General features: G+C 64.4%; 18 protein-coding genes and 1 tRNA gene. 9 read left to right on the top strand and 10 right to left on the bottom strand.

Annotated features, from left to right (window positions below; genetic code table 11):
* Positions 1-7: 7 nt before the first annotated feature.
* Both AAG688_RS06690 and AAG688_RS06685 read right to left on the bottom strand, forming a co-directional pair.
* Positions 8-1,321, bottom strand: coding sequence for a hypothetical protein (locus AAG688_RS06690; protein WP_411834576.1), 1,314 nt, complete (start codon positions 1,319-1,321; stop codon positions 8-10).
* A 136-nt stretch (positions 1,322-1,457) separates the two neighbouring features.
* Complete coding sequence (locus tag AAG688_RS06685; protein WP_411834575.1) at positions 1,458-3,311, bottom strand: ArnT family glycosyltransferase; 1,854 nt, start codon at positions 3,309-3,311, stop codon at positions 1,458-1,460.
* Between the two features lie 67 nt (positions 3,312-3,378).
* Between AAG688_RS06685 and AAG688_RS06680 the strand changes: the two genes are divergently transcribed.
* The 4 genes from AAG688_RS06680 to AAG688_RS06665 are packed head-to-tail and all read left to right on the top strand — an operon-like array spanning position 3,379 to position 7,767.
* Positions 3,379-4,305: an AAA family ATPase gene (locus tag AAG688_RS06680; RefSeq protein WP_411834574.1), complete on the top strand. Its 927-nt coding sequence runs from the start codon at positions 3,379-3,381 to the stop codon at positions 4,303-4,305.
* A gap of 21 nt (positions 4,306-4,326) precedes the next feature.
* The gene (locus AAG688_RS06675) at positions 4,327-5,292 is read left to right on the top strand and encodes a DUF58 domain-containing protein (RefSeq protein WP_411834573.1); all 966 of its coding nucleotides are present in this window, start codon (positions 4,327-4,329) and stop codon (positions 5,290-5,292) included.
* Positions 5,279-7,228, top strand: a complete 1,950-nt coding sequence (locus AAG688_RS06670; protein ID WP_411834572.1) for a DUF3488 and DUF4129 domain-containing transglutaminase family protein — start codon at positions 5,279-5,281, stop codon at positions 7,226-7,228. The genes AAG688_RS06675 and AAG688_RS06670 overlap by 14 nt, the downstream gene beginning before the upstream one ends.
* A gap of 26 nt (positions 7,229-7,254) precedes the next feature.
* The gene (locus AAG688_RS06665; protein ID WP_411834955.1) at positions 7,255-7,767 is read left to right on the top strand and encodes a Slp family lipoprotein; all 513 of its coding nucleotides are present in this window, start codon (positions 7,255-7,257) and stop codon (positions 7,765-7,767) included.
* A gap of 217 nt (positions 7,768-7,984) precedes the next feature.
* On the opposite strand, the gene AAG688_RS06660 is transcribed toward AAG688_RS06665, so the two are convergent.
* The 4 genes from AAG688_RS06660 to dnaX form a co-directional block, all read right to left on the bottom strand.
* Positions 7,985-8,338 (bottom strand): histidine triad nucleotide-binding protein, encoded by a 354-nt coding sequence (locus AAG688_RS06660; protein WP_411834571.1) that lies wholly within the window; start codon positions 8,336-8,338, stop codon positions 7,985-7,987.
* A 203-nt stretch (positions 8,339-8,541) separates the two neighbouring features.
* Positions 8,542-9,138 (bottom strand): recombination mediator RecR, encoded by a 597-nt coding sequence (recR, locus tag AAG688_RS06655; RefSeq protein ID WP_411834570.1) that lies wholly within the window; start codon positions 9,136-9,138, stop codon positions 8,542-8,544.
* Between the two features lie 83 nt (positions 9,139-9,221).
* Positions 9,222-9,542: a YbaB/EbfC family nucleoid-associated protein gene (locus tag AAG688_RS06650; RefSeq protein WP_411834569.1), complete on the bottom strand. Its 321-nt coding sequence runs from the start codon at positions 9,540-9,542 to the stop codon at positions 9,222-9,224.
* Between the two features lie 6 nt (positions 9,543-9,548).
* A complete protein-coding gene (gene dnaX / locus AAG688_RS06645; RefSeq protein ID WP_411834568.1) occupies positions 9,549-11,249 on the bottom strand; it encodes a DNA polymerase III subunit gamma/tau in 1,701 nt (566 codons plus the stop codon).
* 134 nt (positions 11,250-11,383) lie between these two features.
* Between dnaX and AAG688_RS06640 the strand changes: the two genes are divergently transcribed.
* The 4 genes from AAG688_RS06640 (at position 11,384) to AAG688_RS06625 (ending at position 13,256) form a co-directional block, all read left to right on the top strand.
* Positions 11,384-11,476: transfer RNA gene (locus tag AAG688_RS06640), tRNA-Ser, on the top strand.
* 80 nt (positions 11,477-11,556) lie between these two features.
* On the top strand, positions 11,557-12,075 hold the full coding sequence (locus AAG688_RS06635; RefSeq protein ID WP_411834567.1) for a DUF6538 domain-containing protein: 519 nt from the start codon (positions 11,557-11,559) through the stop codon (positions 12,073-12,075).
* 48 nt (positions 12,076-12,123) lie between these two features.
* A complete protein-coding gene (locus AAG688_RS06630; protein ID WP_411833340.1) occupies positions 12,124-12,438 on the top strand; it encodes a DUF1153 domain-containing protein in 315 nt (104 codons plus the stop codon).
* Entirely contained in the window at positions 12,438-13,256 is an 819-nt protein-coding gene (locus tag AAG688_RS06625) for an IS3 family transposase (protein WP_411834566.1), read from the top strand. Before AAG688_RS06630 ends, AAG688_RS06625 begins: the two co-directional genes overlap by 1 nt.
* Before the next feature lie 452 nt (positions 13,257-13,708).
* On the opposite strand, the gene AAG688_RS06620 is transcribed toward AAG688_RS06625, so the two are convergent.
* Together AAG688_RS06620 and AAG688_RS06615 are read right to left on the bottom strand one after the other, a co-directional pair.
* A complete protein-coding gene (locus AAG688_RS06620; protein WP_411834565.1) occupies positions 13,709-14,275 on the bottom strand; it encodes a hypothetical protein in 567 nt (188 codons plus the stop codon).
* Between the two features lie 103 nt (positions 14,276-14,378).
* A complete protein-coding gene (locus AAG688_RS06615; protein ID WP_411834564.1) occupies positions 14,379-15,086 on the bottom strand; it encodes a hypothetical protein in 708 nt (235 codons plus the stop codon).
* 180 nt (positions 15,087-15,266) lie between these two features.
* Here AAG688_RS06615 and AAG688_RS06610 point away from each other — a divergent pair, with 180 nt between their 5' ends.
* Positions 15,267-17,081, top strand: a complete 1,815-nt coding sequence (locus AAG688_RS06610) for a DUF4209 domain-containing protein (RefSeq protein ID WP_411834563.1) — start codon at positions 15,267-15,269, stop codon at positions 17,079-17,081.
* 75 nt (positions 17,082-17,156) lie between these two features.
* On the opposite strand, the gene AAG688_RS06605 is transcribed toward AAG688_RS06610, so the two are convergent.
* Both AAG688_RS06605 and AAG688_RS06600 read right to left on the bottom strand, forming a co-directional pair.
* Complete coding sequence (locus AAG688_RS06605; RefSeq protein ID WP_411834562.1) at positions 17,157-20,213, bottom strand: Eco57I restriction-modification methylase domain-containing protein; 3,057 nt, start codon at positions 20,211-20,213, stop codon at positions 17,157-17,159.
* On the bottom strand, positions 20,213-21,895 hold the full coding sequence (locus AAG688_RS06600; protein ID WP_411834561.1) for an Eco57I restriction-modification methylase domain-containing protein: 1,683 nt from the start codon (positions 21,893-21,895) through the stop codon (positions 20,213-20,215). The genes AAG688_RS06605 and AAG688_RS06600 overlap by 1 nt, the downstream gene beginning before the upstream one ends.
* Positions 21,896-21,898: the final 3 nt, after the last annotated feature.

Genomic DNA, 21,898 nt, shown 5'->3' with positions numbered 1-21,898 from the left:
GCCGCGTTCAATCGGAACCTTCGCGCGGCGTCTCCGCCTCGGGGCGGAACGGGGCGAAGCCCCATTCGCGCAGCAGCCCGAGACGCTGCGGCGCCTGCTCCGCCCTGCCCTCGTAGGCCTGCGCCAGGACTCCCGGATCCAGGTCGGGGTAATGCGCGCGGATGTGCGCGGCGTACTCGACCGCGCGCTCGCGCACCACCATCGCCTTCTTGAGCATGTGCAGGCCGTTGATCGCGGCGAAGCACAGCGTCACCACCAGCAGCGGACGCGCCCAGCGGCGCCACGCCGGCGCCGCCTCGCGCCAGGCCAGCACCATCAGCCCCAGCCAGCCGATCCAGAACAGCGTGGCGAAGCTGACGTAGCGGATGACGAAGGCGTGATCGGCGCCGAAATAGCCGGCCCGCCCCAGCGCCGTCATCACCGCGCAGCCGATCGCGAACAGCATCAGCGCCAGCCACGGCAGCGCGCGCCGTTCCCGTCCCATGCGCGCGAGCGCCATGCTCGCGGTCGCCAGCGCGAGCAGCGTCCACCACGGCGCCAGCTTGTTGGCGAAGCGCAGCACGCCGCCGCCGAGATAGTTGAGGACGTACATCGCCAGCACGTCCAGGCCCGGCCACGGCACCGGCTGGCCGCGCGCGCGCAGCAACGCGTACGCCAGCGCCGCCGCGCCCAGCAGCCACGGCAGCGCGAACGCCACGCGCCTGCGCCACGACCACTCCGTTCGCGCCAGGATCAGCAGCACCGCGATCGGGAACACCGCCAGCGTCGTGGTGAAGCCGAGCACGCCCGCCGCCGCCAGCGCCAGGCCCGCCAGGTTGAGCGCGAACGCCGGACGCTCGGCGGTGAGGAAGCGGATCGGCGCGATCGCCCCGAGCAGGCTGATGAACACCGCCACCTGCCAGCCCCATTGCAGGTTGGCCAGGTGACCCGGGTGCCAGGCCATCAGCAGCAGCACCAGCCACCATGCCCGGCCGACCTGCATGCCTTGCCAGCCGCTGCGCGCGATGCCCAGCAGCAGCCACGCCTGCACCACCAGCACCGCCCAGCTGACCATGCAGTCCAGCCACGGCTGCCCGCCGGACAGCCAGGTGGTCAGCAACAGCACCGCGTAGGCGGCGCTGTGGAAGTGGCTGCCGTCGTGGATGCGCCAGAACTCCGAGCCGGCCAGATCGCCGCGCTGCCAGGCTTCGTGGATCGGCACCAGATCGATGTGGTCCCACAGCATCAGCGGGATGTGCAGGAGCAGCGTCGCCGTCAGCATGAGGGCCGCGATCAGCAGGAAGGGCGGTACGGGACGGAAATGCGCGGAGTTCGCAATCATGGCGGCATCGGGATGCGTTCGGGATGGATTGCCGGGCACGGGACCCGGGGTGCTTCAGGGTGCACGGGCAGGCTCGCAATCGCTCCTGCCATGCATTGGACAAGCCGTTCCGGGCGCGGGAAGACGGGATGCCCTGTCATGGTTCGCCCATCGCCGGGTCGATGACGACCGGCTGCTCGGCCCAGGCCTCGCGGCTGCCGTCGCGGCCGTGGATCACCAGTCCCAGCCAATGCCGGCCGGGCGCAAGCGCCGAGGCATCGATCTGCGCGCTGAAGGCGATGGCCGGCTGCTGCGGATCGCGCGAGGCGTCGCGATAGAAGCGCGCCGGCCATTCGTCGCGATGGCCGTACTCGGCGAGCGCGACCGGCTTGCCGTCGAGGGTGACGGTGACCGCTTCCACGCCGGCCACGTCCTTGATCGCCCAGCCGCGCAGCGCGAACCGCGGCGGCACCCGCGCGCCGCTTTCCGGCTGGTTGATATGCGCGATCGCCGGTGTCACGCAATCGCCTTCCGCGCCGCCCGCGGGCAGCCGGAACAGCAGGAAGCGCTGCGCGCCGTGATCGCTGTTGATCACGCGCGGCGGCGGCAGCGCGCCCAGTTGCGCGCACAGCCACTGGTAGCGATCCAGCAGGTCGCGCAGCTTGACGTCGGTCGAGGACGCCACCAGCAGGGTCGGCGCCTGCGGGCGGCCGGCGTGGGCCAGTCCGGAGAGGGCCAGTTGCGGCGCGCGGCCATGCTTGTGGTTGAGCGGATGGTCGAGCACGGCGATGCGCGGGTCGCGCAGCGCAAAGCCCAGTTCGGCGCCGATCTTGAAGTTGTCGGCCAGCAGCACGGTACCGGCCGGCATCGCCCGCAGTTCCTCGCGCACCGCCACGGCCAGTTCGTCCCAGCCGGCGAAGTTGTACGGGTAGGACTTGTCGCCGGCCCAGTGCGCGCGCCAGGCCGGCACCGATACCGCCAGGTAGTAGGCCAGCAGCGCCGCCAGGCCCAGCGCGGCCATGAGCCAGGTCGCCATGCGCAGCGCGCGCGGCCAGCTCCGCAGCAGCACCGGCACGGCGACCAGCAGGGCCAGGTAGCCCGGCAGCGTCCAGTGGAAGCTGACCCGCTCCGAGTCGGCGAAGAAGCCCAGCGCGAAGAAGCCGAAGGTCGAGGCCGCGCCGAGCAGGCCGAGATAGCGCCACGGCGGCTGCGCGCCGGCGCGCAGCGCGCGCACGCACAGTTGCAGCAGCGCGAGGAACAGCAACGGCGTGGCCAGCAGCGCCTGCACGGCGATGAACCACGCGCCGCGCGCATCGAACGACCACGGATGGCGATCGACCAGTTGGAAGCGCAGTCCCGCATCGGCGTGCTGCAGGTTCCACAGCAGCAGCGGCAGCCATGCCAGCGCGCCGATCGCCAGCGCCGCCCAGACCCGCGCGTCGAGCAGCGCGCGGCGGCCCTGCGGCAGCGCCAGCAGGGCGATCGTGCCGATGCCGATCACGCCGACGAAGCGGTAATGGCTGAGCGCGCCGATCGCCAGTCCCAGCGCCAGCGTCGCCACGGCCGCCGCATCGACCCGCCGCAGCAGGCGCGCACCGGCATCCATGCACAGCACGGTGGCCAGCGCCATCGGCACGTCCGGCAGCGCCAGCAGGCCCAGCGTGCCGGACAGCGGCATCAGCACGACCAGGCTGCCGGCCTGCCAGCCGGCGGCCTCGTCGAACTCGCGCGCGCCGATGCGCGCGACCAGCCACGGCAGCAGCGCGGCGATCAGCAGGAACGGCATCCGCAGCGCCAGCGCGTGGTGGCCGCCGAGCTCGACGCCCAGCCGCGTCAGCCAGGCGGTCAGGCCGGGCAGATCCGAATAGGCCAGCGCCAGGTGCCGGCCTTCCTGCCAGTAGAAGGCCTCGTCGACGAACAGCGGCAGGCGCGCGGCGATCGCGCACTTGGCGGCCGTGGCCAGCAGCCACAGCGCGACGAAAACCCGCTTCGCCTGGTGTCGATCCTGCATCCGCTACACTCCCTCCTGACCCGTCAGCCGAGAGCGAGTGATGTCCGCAGTCCCCAGCGCCGGACCTATGCTATCCGATGCCCTGCTCGACGCCCTCAAGCGCGCGCAGCAGCAGGTCAACGCGCTGTTGCTGGGCAAGTCGCACGAAGTGCGGCTGGCGTTCGTGGCGTTGCTGTCGGGCGGGCACCTGCTGATCGAGGACCTGCCCGGACTGGGCAAGACCACGCTGGCGCACGCGCTGGCCGCCACGCTGGGGCTGGGCTTCCAGCGCGTGCAGTTCACTTCCGACCTGCTGCCGGCCGACGTGCTGGGCGTGTCGGTGTACGACGCGCAGAGCCGGCAGTTCCAGTTCCACCCCGGCCCGGTGTTCACCAACGTGCTGCTGGCCGACGAGATCAACCGCGCGCCGCCGCGCACGCAGAGCGCGCTGCTGGAGGCGATGGCCGAGCACCAGGTCACGCTGGACGGCGTCACCCATTCGCTGCCGGATCCGTTCTTCGTCATCGCCACGCAGAACCCGGTCGATCTGTCCGGCACCTACCCGCTGCCGGATTCGCAGTTGGATCGCTTCCTGCTGCGGCTCAACCTGGGCTATCCCAATCCCGAGTCCGAGCGCGCGCTGCTGGCCGGCGCCGACCGCCGCGAACTGATCGCCCAGGCCATGCCGCTGCTGTCGGACGAGGACGTGCTGGCGCTGCGGCAGGCGGTGGACGAAGTGCACGCCAGCGATGCGCTGATCGACTACGTGCAGGCGCTGCTGACCCGCAGTCGCCAGCACCCGGGCGTGCGCGTGGGCCTGTCGCCGCGCGCCGGCATCGCGCTGCTGCGCGGCGCGCGCGCCTACGCGCTGCTGCTGGGCCGCCGCCACGTGCTGCCGGAGGACGTGCAGGCGCTGTTCTCCGCGGTGGCCGCGCACCGGCTGGTGGCCGAGGCCGAGGCCGCGTCCACCCCGGCGCTGGCCAAGGCGGTGCTGCACGCGGTGCCGGTGGACTGATCGCGGCGCAAGCCTGAAGCCGTGTCCGACACGCCCCGCCAGCGCCTGGCCCGACGCTTCTCGCTGCTGGCGCGCCCGCGCCAACCCGAGGCGCTGCCGGCGCGGCTGGATCGTCGCCGCGTCTACGTGCTGCCGACCGGCTTCGGCGCGTTCTTCGCCGTGCTGCTGTTCTCGATGGTGCTCGGCGCGCTGAACTACAACAACAATCCGGCGCTGCTGCTGGCGCTGCTGCTGTGCTCGGCGGGGCTGGCCAGCCTGATGGCCGCGCACCTGCAGTTGTCGGGCCTGTCGGTCGACGCGCTCGGCGCCGAGCCGGTGCCGGCCGGCGCGGTGATGCAGGTGCACGTGGCGATCTCGGCGCGCGACGGCCGCAAGCGGCGCGGCCTGCGGCTGCACGGCCTGGGCGACCAGACCACCGCGCCGGTGCTGGCCGGCGAGCCGGTGGTGGCGACGCTGATGGTGCCCACCGAGCGCCGCGGCTGGCTGGATCCCGACCGCATCCGCCTGTCCACGACCCAGCCGCTGGGCCTGGCGCGCGCGTGGTCGTGGGTGTGGCCGCAGACGCCGTTGCTGGTCTACCCGATGCCGGAACACAACGGCCCGCCGCTGCCGGAAGGCTTCGGCCAGCAGCAGGCCACGCGCCTGCACCCGGCCGGCGAGGACATGCACCACCTGCGCCCGTATCGCCCCGGCGACCCGCGCCGCGCGATCGCCTGGAAGCACTCGGCCCGCCGCGACGCGCTGCTGGTGCGCGAGTACGAGCAGCCGCTGAGCCAGGACGTGGCGCTGGACTGGCAGGCGCTGGCCGGCCTGGACCACGAACTGCGCATCCGCCGGCTGGCGCGCTGGGTCGACCTGGCCGAGCGCGAAGGCCGCCGCTACCGGCTTTCGCTGCCGGGACAACCGCCGCTGGGGCCGTCGCAGGGCCCGGCCCACCGCCACCTCTGCCTGCGCGCGCTCGCGCTGCTGCCGCATGCCGCGCACTGACGCCCTGACGGACGCGCCGCCGATCGGCGCCGGACCGCGCGCATGGGTGCTGGCCACCGCCGGCCTGTGCCTGGCCGCGCTGCTGATCCCGTTGCCGGCCTCGGTGGCGCTGCCGATCGCGCTGATCGCGCTGGCGGTGGCCGCGCTGTCGTGGCGCCGGCCGCTGCACGCGGCGCTGCGCCTGCTGCTGGCCTTGTCGATGCTGGCGGTGGTGTTCGCGGTGATGGGCTTCAACTTCGGCCGCGATACCGGCTGCGCGATGCTGGCCTCGATGCTGGCGATCAAGCCGGCCGAGACGCGCAGCCTGCGCGATGCGCGCAGCCTGGTCGGGTTCGGGCTGTTCGCGCCGTTCGCCGCTTTCCTGCTCGACCAGGGACCGCTGACGATGGTGCTGGGCCTGCTGTCTGCGCTGGCCGCACTGGTCACGCTGCAGCGCCTGGCCGACGCCGAGGCCGGCCTGGCGGCCGGCGCGCTGCCGCTGCGGCGGCAGTTGCTGGCGGTCGGCCGGCTGGTCGCGCTGGGCCTGCCGATGATGCTGGCCGCGTTCTGGCTGTTCCCGCGCTTCCCCACCCCGCTGTGGGGCGTGCCCGAGCGCGCGCTGGCCAAGCCCGGGCTGTCCGACAGCATGGAGCCCGGCGGCTGGATCGACCTGATGGCCGACGACAACCCAGCGCTGCGCGTGCAGTTCTTCGGCGCGGAGCCGCGCCCGGAACAGATGTACTGGCGCGGGCCGGTGCTGTGGGAGTTCGACGGCCGCGTCTGGAGTCAATCGCGCTGGCTGCGCGAGCTGCCGCCGGAGACGGTGACCCACGGCGCGCCGGCCTGGGACTACCAAGTCGAAATCGAGGCCACCGATCGCCGCGAAGTGGTCGCGCTGGAACTGCCGCACGCCGCGCCGGCGGGAACCCGCCCGACCTACGACCACACCCTGCTCAGCCAGCGCCCGCTGACCTCGCTGACCCGCTGGCGCATGCAGTCGGCGCCGGTGCTGCGGCACGAGCCGCAGCTGCCCGCCGCCCTGCGCCAGTACGCGCTGCAACTGCCGGCCGGCTACAACCCCCGCACGCTGGCGCTGGCGGCGCAGTGGCGGCGCCAGGCCGGCAGCGACGACGCGCGCATCGTCGAGCGCGCGCTGGCATGGATACGCGCCGAGTTCGGCTACACGCTCGACACGCCGCTGCCGGGACGGCACAGCGTCGACCAATTCCTGTTCGAGCAGAAGAACGGCTACTGCGAGCACTTCAGCTCGTCCTTCGTCGTGCTGATGCGCGCGGCCGGCATCCCGGCGCGGGTGGTGACCGGCTACACCGGCGGCTACCGCAATCCGTTCGGCGACTACTGGATCGTGCGCAACATGGACGCCCACGCCTGGGCCGAGGTGTGGCTGCCGCAGCGTGGCTGGGTGCGGGTGGACCCGACCGCGGCGGTGGCCCCCGAGCGCATCTACGACACCCTGGAGGACCGCCTGTCCGGCGCCGGCGGCGGCCTGGGCGCGGTGCGCCAGCTCGGCGATTTCGGCGACTGGCTGCGGCGCGGCTGGAACGATCTGGTGCTCGGCTTCGACGCCTCCCGCCAGGAACGGCTGCTGTCGGGCCTGGGCATGGGCCGGCTGGGCGGCGAACGGCAGGGCCTGCTGTTCGCGCTGGCCGCCGCGCTGGCGCTGGGCTGGATGGCCTGGTGGCTGGCGCGCGGCGAGCGCGAGCGCGACCCGCTGCTGCGCGCCTGGCACCGCCTCGGCAAGCGCTACGCACGGCTGGGGCTGGAACGCGCGCCGCACGAACCGGCGCTGGCCTGGGCGCGGCGGGTGGCCAGGACGCGGCCGCAGGTCGCCAACGGGCTGGTTCCGCTCAGCGAGCGTTTCGCCGCGGCCCGCTACGCTGGCGACGTCCAGGACCGCGCTGCGCTCATCCGCGACCTGCGCCGGCACCGCCCGTAACCTCCTCCAGGAGATCCGCCATGAACATGCTCCGATCCACCGTGCTGATCGCCACGGCCGCGTTGCTGGGCGCCTGCGCGTCCGCGCCGCAGCCGCTGCAGGGCAGCTTCACCCAGGTCACCCCGCGCGACGCGGTCGCCACCGCCCAGGTCGGCGCACCGGTGCGCTGGGGCGGGCGCATCATCGAGACCATCCCGGGCCCCGACAGCACCTGCTTCCAGCTGGTGTCGCGTCCGCTGGCCGCCACCGGCCGGCCGCAAAGCTCGGCGCCGGACGCCAACGACGGCCGCTTCATCGCCTGCCGCGCCGGTTTCTACGACCCGGCGGTGTTCGCCGAAGGCCGCGAGGTCACCTTCGTCGGCCGCGTCGACGGCTACGAGAACGCCCGCATCGGCGAATACGACTACCGCCTGCCGCGCGTGGCCGCCGACGTCGTCTACCTGTGGCCGGAAGTGCGCCAGGTCGAGGTGCGGCCGTACCCCTATCCGTACTACGACCCGTTCTGGAGTCCGCGCTGGGGCTGGTGGGGCTGGTGGTGAAGCCTGCCGCCTGGTAACGAAAAAGCCGCTCGATGAGCGGCTTTTTTTCGTAGTGGTCAGCATCAACTGACGGCGATACCACTTGTAGAGCCGAGCTTGCTCGGCTGCCTTTCGCGCACAGCCGAGCAAGCTCGGCTCTACAAGGATGCCCTGTGGGAGCGACGTCAGTCGCGACGCGGCGGTACCTCGGTCGCGACTGACGTCGCTCCCACAAGCGTCAACCCGCCGTGCCGAAACGCCCCAGCGGTGCGCCGGCGAGCAGGTGCAGGTGGATGTGGAACACGGTCTGGCCGGCGTATTCGCGGCAGTTCATCACCACGCGGTAGCCGTCCTGCGCCAGTCCCTCGCGGCGCGCGTATTCGGCCGCGGCCAGCGCCAGCTTGCCGATGAGGTGGGCCTGCGACGGCTGCAGGTCATCCAGCGTCGGGATGGCCTCGTTCTTCGGGATGAACAGCACGTGCACCGGCGCCTGCGGCGCGATGTCCTTGAATCCCAGCACCTCGTCGTCCTCGTAGACGATGGTGGCGGGAATCTCGCGGCGGATGATTTTGCCGAATATGGTGTCGGTCATGGCTCGGGATTGGGGATTGGGGATTGGGGATTGGGGATTGGGGATTGGGGATTGGGGATTGGGGCAGAGCTTATCGCCTTTGCTCGCCTTTGCTCGTCATCCCAGCGCAAGCTGGGATGACGGTCCTGCGGGACGCGGGCTGTTGCGAATCCCGAATCCCGAATCCCGGTTTTCAACGGACGAATGTCCGGTCATCCCCGCCCTCAAGCCATCTCGCTGCGCGACCCGAACGCATGCGCCAGCGTGCCGCGATCGACGTATTCCAGTTCGCCGCCTAGCGGCACGCCGTGGGTCGGCCGGCTGGGGCGCACGCCATGCTGGCGCGCCAGTTGCGCCAGGTAGTGCGCGGTGGCCTCGCCCTCGACGGTGGGATTGGTGGCGATGATCAGTTCCTCCACTCCGCCCTGCGCCAGCCGCGCCGACAGCAGGTCCAGCCCCAGCTCGCGCGGGCCGATGCCGTCCAGCGGCGACAGCCGGCCCTGCAGCACGAAGTACAGGCCGCGGTAGCCGGTGGCCTGCTCGATGGCCAGCCGGTCCACCGGCGATTCGACCACGCACAGCTGCTGGCGATCGCGGCTGGCGCTGGCGCAGGTCGCGCAGATCTCGCTTTCGGTGAAGTCGCGGCACATCGCGCAATGGCCGATGCGCTCCAGCGCCTGCGCCAGCGTCTCGGCCAGCCGCTTGCCGCCGGCGCGGTCGCGCTCCAGCAGGTGGTAGGCCATCCGCTGCGCGGTCTTCTGGCCGACGCCCGGCAGCACGCGGAAGGCTTCGATGAATTGTTCGAGCAAGGAACCAGACATGGCGACGGACTCAGGAATACCGCATCAGCGAATCATCACCGGGCTTTTGCGAATCCCCAATCCCAAATCCCCAATCCCGTCCATCAAAACGGCAGCTTCATCCCCGGCGGCAGCGGCAGGCCGGCGGTGGCCGAGCCCATCTTCGCCTTCGACTCGGCATCGACCTTGTTGGAAGCGTCGTTGAACGCCGCGGCTACCAGATCCTCCAGCATCTCCTGGTCGCCGAGCAGCGACGGATCGATGCGGACCTTGCGGCATTCCTTGGCGCCGGTCAGGGTCACGCTGACCATGCCGCCGCCGGCGTTGCCGGTCACTTCCAGCTTGGCCAGTTCCTCCTGCGCGCGCTGCAGGTTCTCCTGCATCTTCTGCGCCTGTTGCATGAGCTGGGCGATGTTTCCACGCATGTCTTTCTACTCTTCGAAGGGGCGGATGGAGTCCGGCACGAGCTGCGCGCCGTGCTGCTGGATCAGGCGCTGGACGTCCGGGTGGTTCATGAAATCCTGTTCGGCGGCGCTGCGGCGCTCGTCCTGCTGCCGGTGCACGCGGTCCTTCAGCGTTTCGGCCTCGGACGAGGGGTGCACGAACACGATCTTCGGCGTGGCGCCGAAGCGGCGCGTGATCGCCTCGCCCAGTTCCTGCACCAGCCGATCCGAGCGCATGTAGTCGAAGCCGGCGTCCAGCGCCAGCTTCAGCACCCCGCCCTCGCAACCGGCGAAGGCGGCGTTCTCGGCCAGTTGCCGGGCCACGCCCTTCAGGCCGCTGCTGCCGGCGAACTGCAGCCAGCTCTCGGCATCGGCGATGACCGCGTCGTGGCCGAAGGCCCCGGTCGCGGCGGCCGGTTTGGCGGTTGCGGCCCCGGCAACGGCCGTTTCACGCGCCGGCACCGGGATCTGTGGCGGCGCGGACGGCGGCGGGGCTGGCGCACGCACCGCCTGCACCGGCGGTTCGGCATGCGGCGCGGCCACCGCCGCGGTTACGGCCCCGGTGGTCGCCGCCGCCGCGGAGGATTCGCCGCCCTTCATCTCGCCGGCCTGGGCCGGGCGGAACGCCAGCATGCGCAATACGCTCATCTCGAAACCGGCGCGCGGGCTCGGCGCCAGGTACAGGTCGCGGCGGCCGCCCAGCGCCATCTGGTACCACAGCTGCACCACTTCCGGCCGCAGCCGCTGGGCGAAGGCGTCGGCGTCGATGCCCTCGGCCTCGACCGCCACGCCCGGCACCAGTTGGCGCACCTGAATGCGGTGCAGCGCCTCGGCCAGGGCCTCCAGCACGCCGCTCCAGTCGGGCGAGAACTCGGCCAGCGCGGCGACCACCTGCAACAGCCGCGCGCCGTCGCCATCGGCCAGCGCGTCGAGCATCGCGCCGACCTGGGTGCGATCGACCGTGCCCAGCATCGTGCGCACGACCTCCTCGCGCAGCGCGCCGCCGGCGTAGGCGATGGCCTGGTCGAGCAGCGACAGGCCATCGCGCAGGCTGCCATCGGCGGCCCTGGCGAGCTGGACGATCGCGCTGGCGTCGGCTTCGATGGCCTCGGCGGCGAGGATCTTGGTCATCTGCCCACGGATCTGCTCCTCGTCCAGCCGCTTGAGGTTGAACTGCAGGCAGCGCGACAGCACGGTGACCGGCAGCTTCTGCGGGTCGGTGGTGGCGAGCAGGAACTTGACGTGGCCCGGCGGCTCCTCCAGCGTCTTCAGCAGCGCGTTGAACGCCGCCTTCGACAGCATGTGCACCTCGTCGATGAGATACACCTTGAACTTGCCCCGCGAGGGCATGTACTGCGCGTTCTCGATCACCTCGCGCACGTCGTCCACGCCGGTGTTGGAGGCAGCGTCGATCTCCAGCAGGTCGATGTAGCGGCCGGCGTCGATGTCCAGGCAGGCCGGGCACTGGCCGCAGGGATCGGCACTGGTGCCCTGCTCGCAGTTCAGCGACTTGGCGAAGATGCGCGCGATGGTGGTCTTGCCGACGCCGCGGGTGCCGGTGAACAGGAAGGCATGGTGGACGCGGCCGCTGTCCAGCGCGTTGCTGAGCGCGCGGACCACGTGTTCCTGGCCCACCAGCTCGGCGAAACGCCTGGGCCGCCACTTGCGGGCGAGTACGAGATAGGACATGCGCGCATTGTGCCATGCCCGGTGCGGCCGCCCGGCGGCCGGTTCAGCGGGCGGTCGCCGGGGACTCGCATAAAATCCGCTCGACGGCTAGAATTCACGACCCTGCAGGCGGCCGGAAAGCCGCCGCAGGTCCCGGAGAGGTGTCCGAGTGGTTGAAGGAGCACGCCTGGAAAGTGTGTAAGCGTCTAAACCGCGCTTCGGGGGTTCGAATCCCCCTCTCTCCGCCAATTCGAATAAGCCGTTGTTTTGCAACGGCTTTTTTCTTGGATTCGGAATCGCTTGTGGGACACCGATCGGGACACTCCCGATGCGACTCCCCCACTACCTGGTTCGCAATCCCTCAGGCCGTTTTGTTTTCCGCCTGCGTGTGCCTCGTGCACTTCAAGCACTGACGAAGCGCTTGGTTATCAAGCATGCCTTGTGCACGACCGACGCGCGTCTCGCACAGCAGCAAGCACTTGGGTTGGCCGCCCGCTATGCTCAGATTTTCGAGCAGCTGGGTTGGCAAGGAATGCCCAAACCTCCAAAGCCTGAGGACATCCTCGCCAGCGTGCAGGCTAACGGCCTGAGCCGCTACGAACTCGACCTGCAATCTGGGCGCCTGAAAGTCGATGGGCCTGAGGACCACGCCCTGGCGATGGACGCGCTCGCGCGTATCGGGTCGGTCGGCTTTCTGGCTCGCTCGCCGGAACCCACCACCCCGCCCGCCCCCAAGGTCGCCGAAGTCATCTCAATGAAGCAGGCCCAAGAGGCCTGGATCAAGTCGATCGCCCCAAGCACCAGCAAGAAGACCCTGAGCATCAAAACGACAGCCATCAAGGTGTAATGACCCAGTGATTTCCTGCTCAGGTGCTACCTTTTGACGGAGAGCACGATGAGCCAAGTGATGGACGAAGAGATCAAGCGATGGACGGCCCGGCGGAAGTCGGCGCTGGTGCTGGAAATCATCCAGGGCAAGACGACGGTGGCCGAGGCCAGCCGGCAGTTCGACCTGACCCCATCAGAAGTCGAGGGTTGGGTCGAGGAAGGCAAGCGCGGGATGGAGAACGCCCTGCGGGCGAAGCCCGAGGACGTTCGGGAGCAGTACGAGCGGCAGCTCAAGGACCTGCAGGAAGCTTACGGCGAGGCGATGCTGGAGCTGCGCGCTCGAAAAAAATTGGCGTCCCTGTTGGGCAAGGACGAGACCTGATGGTCTCAATCCAGCAGGGACTGCGGGAGGACGGCTTCGAGGTCTCGATGGTGAAGCTGTGCCGGTGGTTCGGCGTGGCGCGCAGGACGGTGTACTACCGACCGACCAAGGCACCGCCGACGGTGCGGCCGGAGTTGGCCGAGCCGATCAAGGCGCTGATCGAGGAAGAGCCATCGTTCGGCTACCGGACGGTGGCGGGCCTCCTGGACATGAACAAGAACACGGTGCAGCGGATCTTCCAACTGATGGGCTGGCAGGTTCGCAAACGGGCCGTGGGTGCTCGTCCACGGATCCAGGCGCTGCCGTCGGTGGCGCAGGCCCCGGACGAACGTTGGGCGACCGACCTGTGCCGGATCTGGGGTGGTCGGGATGGCTGGCTCACCCTGGCCCTGGTGATCGACTGCTACACCCGGCAGCTGCTGGGCTGGCAACTCTCGCGCAGCGGCAAGGCCAGCACCGCGGCCGCGGCGCTGGAGCAGGCGTTGATCGCCCGGTTCGGGACCTTGGGCCGGGTGCAGGCGCCATTCCTGCTGCGCTCGGACAATGGCCTGGTCTTTACCAGTCGCAACTACACGCGGCTGGTGCGCGGCTACGGCCTGCAGCAGGAGTTCATCACCCCGCACTGCCCGCAGCAGAACGGGATGGTCGAGCGCCTCATCCGCACCTTGAAGGAGCAGTGCGCGCATCGCCACCGCTTCGAAACCCAGCAACAGGCCATGCGCGTGATCGGCGACTGGATCCAGTTCTACAACCACCGGCGCCCCCACCAGGCGCTGGGCATGAAGACACCCGCCGAGGCTTATGCCTTAGCAGCCTGACCTGTGCAGGAACCGCTGGGTCATTACAACCTACCGAAGGCAGAGCGGATGTTGCGACGTGGATGATGTCTTGCGTGTTGCTTTGCATGAGTGTCCTCATTGGTGGGTGAGGACACTTGGATAAGGTGATCGCTTTTTCTGTCAAACGAAGATGAGCCGAAAAACGCTATTTTCAGTCCTCTTATGGATTGACGGTAACCGCGCACATTGCGGTCATAGACGGCGCGCTGATTGAGTTGCGAGAGAGAAATTTTCTAAATCTTGCCAATGACTTACGAACATGCAAAGCCATATACGTGTTTGCTTGGGCATAGTATTAGTTTTCTTACGTTGTTACACATAAGAACTAGAGCTTACATATACGTAATAATGAATAAAAAAATAAATGTCAAGAAACATTCTGCAAGAAAGAACTCTACGAAGAACGCGCCATTTAGCAGATGCGCCGGCTCCTAATCCTGCAAGCTGATGATCGCTCCATCCGGTGTCATGCAATGCGATCCCAGTAGTTCGCTGGCGCGAAGCAGACGCGGGGCCGGGAACACCGCTTTTACGCCTTTTCGACGCAGGTAGATAAGCACTGCCGCAAAAAGGGCGGCGAGAGAATAGAGCGCGTTCTGCAAATTTGCCTCTGTATAGCTGCGCGAGCGGTCATGTTTGACAGCATTGTGCGCACGCCACCAAGGTGGATGACCCGAGGCTGCCCAACCAAACCAAGGTTGGATTTCCAAGCCGGCCCTGCGCACTAGAACTTTGCCATTTACCAGCTTCTCCGCGTCATCGCCTAAGAGCTCAAAACAATTTCCCAAGCTCTTGCTCTTGCCTAGTCCGGCTGCGAGCTTCAAAACAACCTCTGCCTCTGAGCAACTCGCTAGGAGCAGACGAGTGCATTCAATTGAATGAGTGGAGAAGTTCGCCTCCGAGATCTCGACGAAGCGGGACAGCTGATACAGATCCTCTTCCAGAGCAAGGAAATATGCCCAGTGAATATCGTCTTCTTCCATCCATTTTTCATTCATGCGTCCGTTTCCATGCTAATTGGTACAGCCAACCCTGATCGCAATTTGCTCTGAGTCGTAGGCTTGCAGCTGCTTGGGCATATGCGTGGTGATCCTAGTCCAATTACTGTGCGCTCAACGTGCATATCTCGCGTCGAAACGTCAGCCCCCTTTCTGTCCTACGCGCCACCACCACGAGCTCATCGTTGACGCGCAAGACACGCTCCCATTCCCCTGCGGCGCACGCTTGGTCCCTGTGCATATCCAACCCCTGAACCATCCAGCTCGCGAGCGTCTCGACGCCTTGGCCGAAGCCTGACTCAGCGGCGATCACGGGGGAGATCAAAGACATTGTGGCAAACGCGCCCCCAATCCTTCCGAGCCACAGCCACGAGCGACCGGCTTTGTTCTTATCCTTGGATGAAAGCTGAGTGGCCCAGGCAAAGAACATCGTAAACAGCGCGATACCTGCCAGCACGCTGACAAATAATGCCAATGCAGGAATGGCCGCGATCGGTGCCATGAAGGCGGATGCACGGGGAAACAACCCAGGATCCTGGCCAGTCGCCGTATTTATGATGTTTGCGGCACTGCCGAGGCTATACGCGCTCACCATCACCGCCAACGGCACCAGGAGCCACTTGACCCACGCCGACTCCAAGTGGCCCACGACAATCACGTAGGCTTCTCGCGCCAATGCACCGAAGAGGAATAGCCCCGCACCCCAAAAAAATGGACCGACGAAGGCCTGGTCAACTTTGATAGCAAGCAAGATGATGCCAATCGCACAGAGGACCATGCCAAAGGCGTATGCCTTCTCGACTTGGCTCATGTATTTGAAAGCGGCAACCCGCCCTCTCAACCATGAGATAGCGATCACTTGAATCGTTTGCTCCATTGTCGTTCCCCCTCCGCCCAATCCGGCACACAATCTTATGCCGTCCGCCGGTCTCAACCACTGCGACTCCTCATGGAGACGCTGCCTGCATACCAATGATCTTGGGGAGAACCTATGCCTGTCCTGCAAGAGCCTCTTAACGATGCAAGCTACGCGGCGCTCGAATGGGTCTCCCTGGTCGGCGAGGAAGGAGATGGCTACGCCCCTTGGAGGCTGGCCAGCAAGTTCTTCCAGCAGGCGAGACGCTTAGAGGGCGACGGGCAGCCCCTTCAATCCCAAGCCATGCAAGTTCTGGGCGGTGCGATCTCCATGCATCTGCGGCACCCGTCCCATGCCCCCTTTGGACCCGTTTTCCAGTCCAGGGAAGGCCGGAGCATGTCCATGGAAGATCTTGGCGAGCACGACGTGGCACTTCTCGCGCGGGCCGCCCGGGACGCGCCCTCTCCATGGTTGCGGGCTAGGTTCTCCGACCTCGCGGTTACGGCTGATGGAAGCACGCCGCCCGACTGGCGCCTGGGACGGCTGGCCGTGGACGCCTACCTTGAATATGTCGCCTCGGTGTTCGGGACCGAACACGCGATCGGCGGTCTCGATGAACTGCAACGGAGCCTGGTGTTGCTATGGGTTTACGCCAAGAAAGACCACGCGCTTTGGGATCGGTATTGGACTGTCATCCTCGATGAGATCCCGCATTCCATCGAAAAGAATTGGCCTGGTCTTGTTTTCCGCCTCTGCGACGAGGCAATCAGTCGCAACCGCCATGCCTGCGAGGCCATCCTGCCCCAAATTGAAGCCAAGGCGCTCGCCTTGGAGGCCGAGTCCCCCCAAGAGGCAGCGCGTTGGCATGCGCAAGCACATCGTCTCAATCAACGCTTAGGGAAGCGGCAAGAAGCGACCGCTTCGCTCATGGCCCAAGGAGAAGCCATGGCCCGTGCCGCAGAGCTTGCAGCTGAGCATCAGCCGATGCTTGGTCCCATGCATATGACAGAGGCGATCAGCCTTCTTCGAAAGGCCAAGGCGGCTCCATCACGGATCCAGGAACTGCGGGACCGACTCGCCACCTACGAACGCGCTTCCTTGGATCACTATGGTCATTTCTCCGCAAAGACCGATGTAAGCGATTGGGTGAAGTGGATCGATGAGCAACTTGCGGCCCCCGACTTCTTCTCAGCATTGCTCCGAATGGCCTATCGGGCAGGACAATGGCTGAATGTCGAAGAGATCGAGGAACGCGTGCGGAAAAACTTCGCGAAGCATCCGCTGTCTAGTCTGTTCACAGCAACACACGTCAACTCCGATGGGGTGGTAGTTTCCCAACGGCCACCACTCGATCTTAATGATCCCACCTCCGTGCGCTTATATGCCATCAGTGATGCTAGCCAGACCGATATCCCGATGCGATCGTCGATCATGGTTTCGCGTGCCGCGGATACTCTCTACACCGCTTATCAGCCGTCATTTCATGCGATCAAAGAGATCGTGGAAGCATCACCCATCACACCCGTCGGGCAAACGGAAACCTTAGCTCGCGGCCTATTCTCTGGTTTCATTGATGATTGGCTGGCCGCATCCGTCTATCTGATCCCCGCGATAGAACCTTTTGTGAGGGCGCAGCTCAAACGGTCCGGAACACATACCACCGGCATGAATGAAGATGGCACGCAGCACGAGAAGACATTAGGCGAGCTACTCGACATGCCAGAAGCAGAGCGCTTCTTCGGCAAGAATCTTGTCTTTGAACTGCAAGTTCTTCTGACTGAACCCGAAGGCTTCAATCTACGTAATTCTTATTGCCACGGACTGATGTCAGACCGAGAATTGCAGAACGCAGGGATCATGTCGCTTTGGTGGACGCTCTGGCGGATGATCTTGTTCCCTTGGCACGACCACCCGGCAGTTCTGGCCAATCTTCCCCCTACGACTTCCTAGCGCTGAAAGGGGGATTCTGTCCTAGCGTGGCATTGCTGCCAGTCGCATTGGAAAGACCTCAAAGTGGAAATTTTTTTACGAGGGAGCTTCCACAAGCCGGACAACCTCCATGTCCTCTGCTGAGAGACCAAAGAGTGCGGTGATCTCGCTCTCAATTCTTGTGATCAGCACTTCTGCATGCCTCTCTTGCAAGATCCTCTGCACTGGGATCTTCGCCTGACCCGCCGCCATTTTTGTTGCAATCAGCTCGCTCACCATTGCTTCAATGGCTGTTCGTTTCTCTTCACTGGGAAGGGGAATGGGCAGATGCTCAATGAACTGTTTCCCGTGCGAGTAGTAGCCACCTCGGAATGCACTCGTATGCGTTCTTACGATAGCTTCGCTAAACGGATGATGGAGAACGGCCATCAGATATTTGTCGCTGACCCCGCTGCCTAGGCGCGCTCTCATCATGTAATAGGGACCATTACCGCCACCCGTCGCCATTACATTCGCTTCGTCATATGCATAACGCGCATCGGTGGACAGTGCAGGTAAAACGATCTTTGGCGAGTTGAACTTGGCCAGACTTTGAGAGCGCCCGAACTGGTAGAACTGCTGGCTACCTGCACGACCACCGACGATGTTTCTGCGCTCCAGTTCCGCTCTTCTTGCGTTGAGATACGCAAAGCAGTTTGGGAAGTCCGTTTCCATTCGCTCCGGCGGAATGAGCTCCACTGTTTGGCCACCGGCCACGTCCGCCTGGATCACATAAGGAAATATCATCCAACGATTCGCACTAACCTCTTCGTATGCGCCCAACTGTCCATCCAGGAGGCATGGACGGCATATTTCTCGCTCAATCGGCCACTCTTGCCCCGCCCAGCTCAATACGAGTGTGCCGGGTGCGTCTGAAACGTTGGTAAAGATATAGATGGCATCAGCACTGGTCTGGACGCCTACGAAGATCTCGGCAACCTGGCCAAGCTCGTGTGGATGAGCGGCCCGCATCTTGGCGATCAAGCTTACTGTTTCTGCAGAAGCAAACTGCCAGGGCTCCTCGTCTAGGGTGTCAGCAGGGATAGCCGCAACTGTCCCTGGATTTCCGTAGCGCCATTCGTCGAGTGGCCCGGGGTGTTCCACTTGTATGACGTCTGCTCCCACTCGACTAAGAATGAGAATGCATGTGTAGTTCGAACTATTCTCGAACACTTGCTTGACGCCAAAATGCACCACCTCTTCAAGCAGACGCTGGCCTGCGATCATTTTTCTGAGCGCGCGCCCCGCTTGGATCGTCATGAACTTATGAGGCGTGATGATGCCAAGCCGACCTTGGGGACTCAGCAGTGAAAGCGACCTCTCAACGAAGAGAGCGTATTTATCGAAATTATCGTGCTTCGCTGTGAGATACGGCGACTCCTCGTCGTGATAGTAAGCAACTTCCTCCGCCGAGTAGGTCGCCATGTTCTGGATGCGGATGTAAGGGGGGTTGCCCACCACGACATCAAAGCCGCCGCGCGCCATCTCTTCTGGGAACTCCTTTTCCCAATCGAAGGGCCTAACCTTATCCAATAGAGCGACTGGCATAGGCCCCTTAGCGTTCTCCCACTCCGCCTGGCTGACCAAGCTATTGCCTGACTTCAAGCTCATATCAAGCGAAGGAAGCGGCTTTTGCTTGGTGGAGGTAGCAAAGTGCGTCAGGCTCGCCTGTGTCTCTCGCTCGATGAGCTTCAACAACAGACTGAACTGGGCGACCTCAACCGCGCTGGCATCGATGTCCACGCCGCGGACGTGAGCCAGGAGAATTCGGCGTTTTTCTGCGAACGTTAGGCGCCACTGGCCTGCACCGCTATCGAAGATCCTCACGCCATCGTGCGCTGCGGGGTCATTCGCGAGATACCAGGACAGGTAGTGGTCCATTAGCAACTCGTAAAGCGACAGCAGGAAGATCCCTGACCCACAGCAGATGTCAATGACCGAAAGGGCCTCCACCTGTGCAGGACTCTTTCCATCCAAGAGCGGACGGAGAGTCTTGGACACAATCAAATCAACGATGTATCCGGGCGTTGGGAAAACACCATCACTCTCTCGAACCTCGGGGCGATTGACGATGGATACGACCCCTCCATCTACTTGGATTTCATCGCCCAAGAACTGCTCATAGATTTCACCGAGAACATGCGTGTCTACTACGGCGAAGGTGTAAGGGCTCTTGGGGTAGTAAAGGTCCTCAAAAATTGCCTGCAAAGCAGCATCGCTTATCTTGATTCCCAGCTTTTCATCGTCCAGCAATCGAAAAAGATCCGAGTTGTAGAAAGCATCGGCCCGGCGCAACTCGTCCATGAACAGCGCAAATGTGTTGCGAGCTTTCAAGTTCTCGTAGGTCTCTATGTCTCGATCTTCACAGATACGAAGGAAGATGATCCGAGACAGAAAGACCTGCACAGCGTAGGTAAGCTCAGCCGTGCTGAGCCCCGGCGTGTTCTGTTGAATATCCTTGGCGAGGATCTCACGCCAGCTTCTTACCTGGCGCAGGAAAAGATCATCAAACTGCTCTCCCGCTCCCTTCTTCGCTGGAACGGCGAATTTTCTATCAAACTCGCCAGAGTGCACCGATTGTCGAGAGAGAATAGGCCATAGCTCATCGAACCTCGCCTCAAACTCATCGTAATTGACCAACAACAAGCGGGCGTAATTTGCCTCGTCGTTGGCATTGGGCGCATGAGTTGTATCGTATACGGCTAGGCGATGAAAGTTCGTCAGCACTGATATTGCGAAGCCCGCAGAAAAGCCATACCGCCTTACTTGGAAGGCCGCTTCTTTGTTGGTCTCGATTGAGACGCTTGGCTTCTTGGCTTCAACAAAGAACTTTCTTTGACCCGCCAGCCGCAATTCGTAGTCAGGGCGTTTGTTAAGCTTCTCCCCAACTTCAACGGTTGCCTCTTCTACGACATCTCGTAGAAGCGAGCTCTGCCCAGAAGCGTTGTAAACATCCCATCCAAATGCTCCAAGCAGCGGGGTTATAAAATCAGTTCTGGCTTGTGTTTCGTTGTAGCCCTTATCCAGCCGCTCCGCCTCGTTGCTTTTGAACAGGGCGACGAGCTCAGCGACTCTCGCTTTTGCAGCTTCGCGCAGCTCGGCCGGATCGGTCATCAGAAGGTCTCCCTCGCAGCGCTAGAACGCCGACCACCTTTCTTTCGAGCCATGCGCCGATCCCGCATCTTGAACCAAATATCTCGAAGCGCCGTGCACTCAGTCTTTGAGAGACCCATGTGCTCCATGAGGACGATACGAGCATTCTGTTCGAGAACCTGATCGAGCCGCCCAGCGCGCATCAGTCGATCACACTCTGTGAGCGGCAAAGCACCATTCAATACGGCGGGCATAAGCAAGCGCTCGGCTTCGGTGGGTTCGAGTTCAAGCACGCCGCCGCCATAGCTGCGGCCCTCGATTTCTGCCGAAGCGGCAGTCAGCCAGGAATAGGTATTCGCCACGACCCGCTCCGGGGTGGCGTGTTTGGCCCTGAGTCGATGGATGGTGTCGGTTGAGGTGGCTTCTGCCTGATTGAGCACGACCCGGGGAAAATCGTAGATCTGACGAAAAAGAAACCCATCAGGAACCCAAACAGAGGGCACCTCATACCAGGGATTTCGAATTGAGCACTTATAGCCCGTATGAACTTCCTGCTGCTCTCCGAATTCGATGTAGCGCTTCAATGCGGGCGACAGTCTTGCGCCCTGCAAGCGTTTGAGATCCAACAGGTGAACGCGCCCGCCGGTCTCGGACATGGCTTTCCAGTCGGATTTTCTGACGGTGGTGCCCTTCAAATGCGCGGAACGAGACACAAGCGGCGCCGTGTAACCACTGATCCCGAACTCTTCGACTTGTTCTGTCGTGAGCACAAAGAACTCGTTGCGCCCAGTCACCACTCCAACATCAACACTTGCATGAGAGGAGAGAGAAGTCGCAGCACCCGACTCTCGCAGTGCCCGCATTAGCGAAATTTCCTGCTGCGTCAGGAAGTATTTCAGCCACTTCTCGTTATCGTGCCTAATAGTCTTAGGCTTTGCGGCGGCGAGGATCGACTTCGGTGTGCGCTGAGTGATCTCAGCCACTGTCTGCGCTTCTGTCATGGCTACGCGACAGAGGTTTGTATCAGAAGGTTTAGCGAGGCGACCATCCGCCAACAGCAAAACAACCTCTTGCTCCGCCTTCTCGAAAAAGAGTTCATTGCAAGCCACAACGTCTATACGCTTGAAGCGGTCAGTCAGGAAGGATCTCAGCTGTGCGGCGTAAGATACTTGCAGTATCTCAGCAGGCAGGACGAGACCCAGGCGACCACCCGGCTTTAGAGCCGCTGCGGCCGCCACGACGAAGGGGACCCACATGTTGGTGAGCTTGTTGGGCGCCAGGCCCTCATTCGCCATGAGCGTCATCGCAAGCGAACGATAGGGCTCTGGAAAAGTCTGGTAGCGGATGAAAGGGGGATTTCCAATCACCGCGTCATAGGTCTCACTGGCGTGTGCTTCGCGCCATGAGAAGAAATCCGAGTTATGCACGATTTTTTCTGCACCGCTACCGACGAGTGCTCGCAAACTCTCGCGCGCACTGTCCGCTTGGTCTTCCATGATCTCAACGCCCGTTAGGCGTGCGGCAATGTTGCTCTTCTGAGCACCGAGCTCACGATATCGGAGGGCGGCGGCTCGCAGAAAGGCCCCATCTCCGCAACTAGGCTCCAGGACCTTTTCCTTATCTGTGCGGATAGCCCATCCACAAATCCACTCCGCCACCTCAGAGGACGTGTAATAACCACCACGCAACTTGTCGCGGCTCAAATT

Origin of the sequence: Pseudoxanthomonas mexicana (genome assembly GCF_046736355.1) — a bacterium.
Taxonomy (GTDB): domain Bacteria; phylum Pseudomonadota; class Gammaproteobacteria; order Xanthomonadales; family Xanthomonadaceae; genus Pseudoxanthomonas_A; species Pseudoxanthomonas_A mexicana_B.
Note: the sequence above shows the minus strand (reverse complement) of the source record. Positions and strands in the feature narration are given on the sequence as shown.

Excerpts from the sequence above, each read along its gene's own strand:
- AAG688_RS06690 (WP_411834576.1), bottom strand. The coding sequence starts at position 1,321 with ATGATTGCGAACTCCGCGCATTTCCGTCCCGTACCGCCCTTCCTGCTG.
- AAG688_RS06685 (WP_411834575.1), bottom strand. The coding sequence starts at position 3,311 with ATGCAGGATCGACACCAGGCGAAGCGGGTTTTCGTCGCGCTGTGGCTG.
- AAG688_RS06680 (WP_411834574.1), top strand. The coding sequence starts at position 3,379 with ATGCTATCCGATGCCCTGCTCGACGCCCTCAAGCGCGCGCAGCAGCAG.
- AAG688_RS06670 (WP_411834572.1), top strand. The coding sequence starts at position 5,279 with ATGCCGCGCACTGACGCCCTGACGGACGCGCCGCCGATCGGCGCCGGA.
- AAG688_RS06665 (WP_411834955.1), top strand. The coding sequence starts at position 7,255 with ATGCTCCGATCCACCGTGCTGATCGCCACGGCCGCGTTGCTGGGCGCC.
- AAG688_RS06660 (WP_411834571.1), bottom strand. The coding sequence starts at position 8,338 with ATGACCGACACCATATTCGGCAAAATCATCCGCCGCGAGATTCCCGCC.
- recR (WP_411834570.1), bottom strand. The coding sequence starts at position 9,138 with ATGTCTGGTTCCTTGCTCGAACAATTCATCGAAGCCTTCCGCGTGCTG.
- AAG688_RS06650 (WP_411834569.1), bottom strand. The coding sequence starts at position 9,542 with ATGCGTGGAAACATCGCCCAGCTCATGCAACAGGCGCAGAAGATGCAG.
- dnaX (WP_411834568.1), bottom strand. The coding sequence starts at position 11,249 with ATGTCCTATCTCGTACTCGCCCGCAAGTGGCGGCCCAGGCGTTTCGCC.
- AAG688_RS06635 (WP_411834567.1), top strand. The coding sequence starts at position 11,557 with ATGCGACTCCCCCACTACCTGGTTCGCAATCCCTCAGGCCGTTTTGTT.
- AAG688_RS06630 (WP_411833340.1), top strand. The coding sequence starts at position 12,124 with ATGAGCCAAGTGATGGACGAAGAGATCAAGCGATGGACGGCCCGGCGG.
- AAG688_RS06625 (WP_411834566.1), top strand. The coding sequence starts at position 12,438 with ATGGTCTCAATCCAGCAGGGACTGCGGGAGGACGGCTTCGAGGTCTCG.
- AAG688_RS06620 (WP_411834565.1), bottom strand. The coding sequence starts at position 14,275 with ATGAATGAAAAATGGATGGAAGAAGACGATATTCACTGGGCATATTTC.
- AAG688_RS06615 (WP_411834564.1), bottom strand. The coding sequence starts at position 15,086 with ATGAGCCAAGTCGAGAAGGCATACGCCTTTGGCATGGTCCTCTGTGCG.
- AAG688_RS06610 (WP_411834563.1), top strand. The coding sequence starts at position 15,267 with ATGCCTGTCCTGCAAGAGCCTCTTAACGATGCAAGCTACGCGGCGCTC.
- AAG688_RS06605 (WP_411834562.1), bottom strand. The coding sequence starts at position 20,213 with ATGACCGATCCGGCCGAGCTGCGCGAAGCTGCAAAAGCGAGAGTCGCT.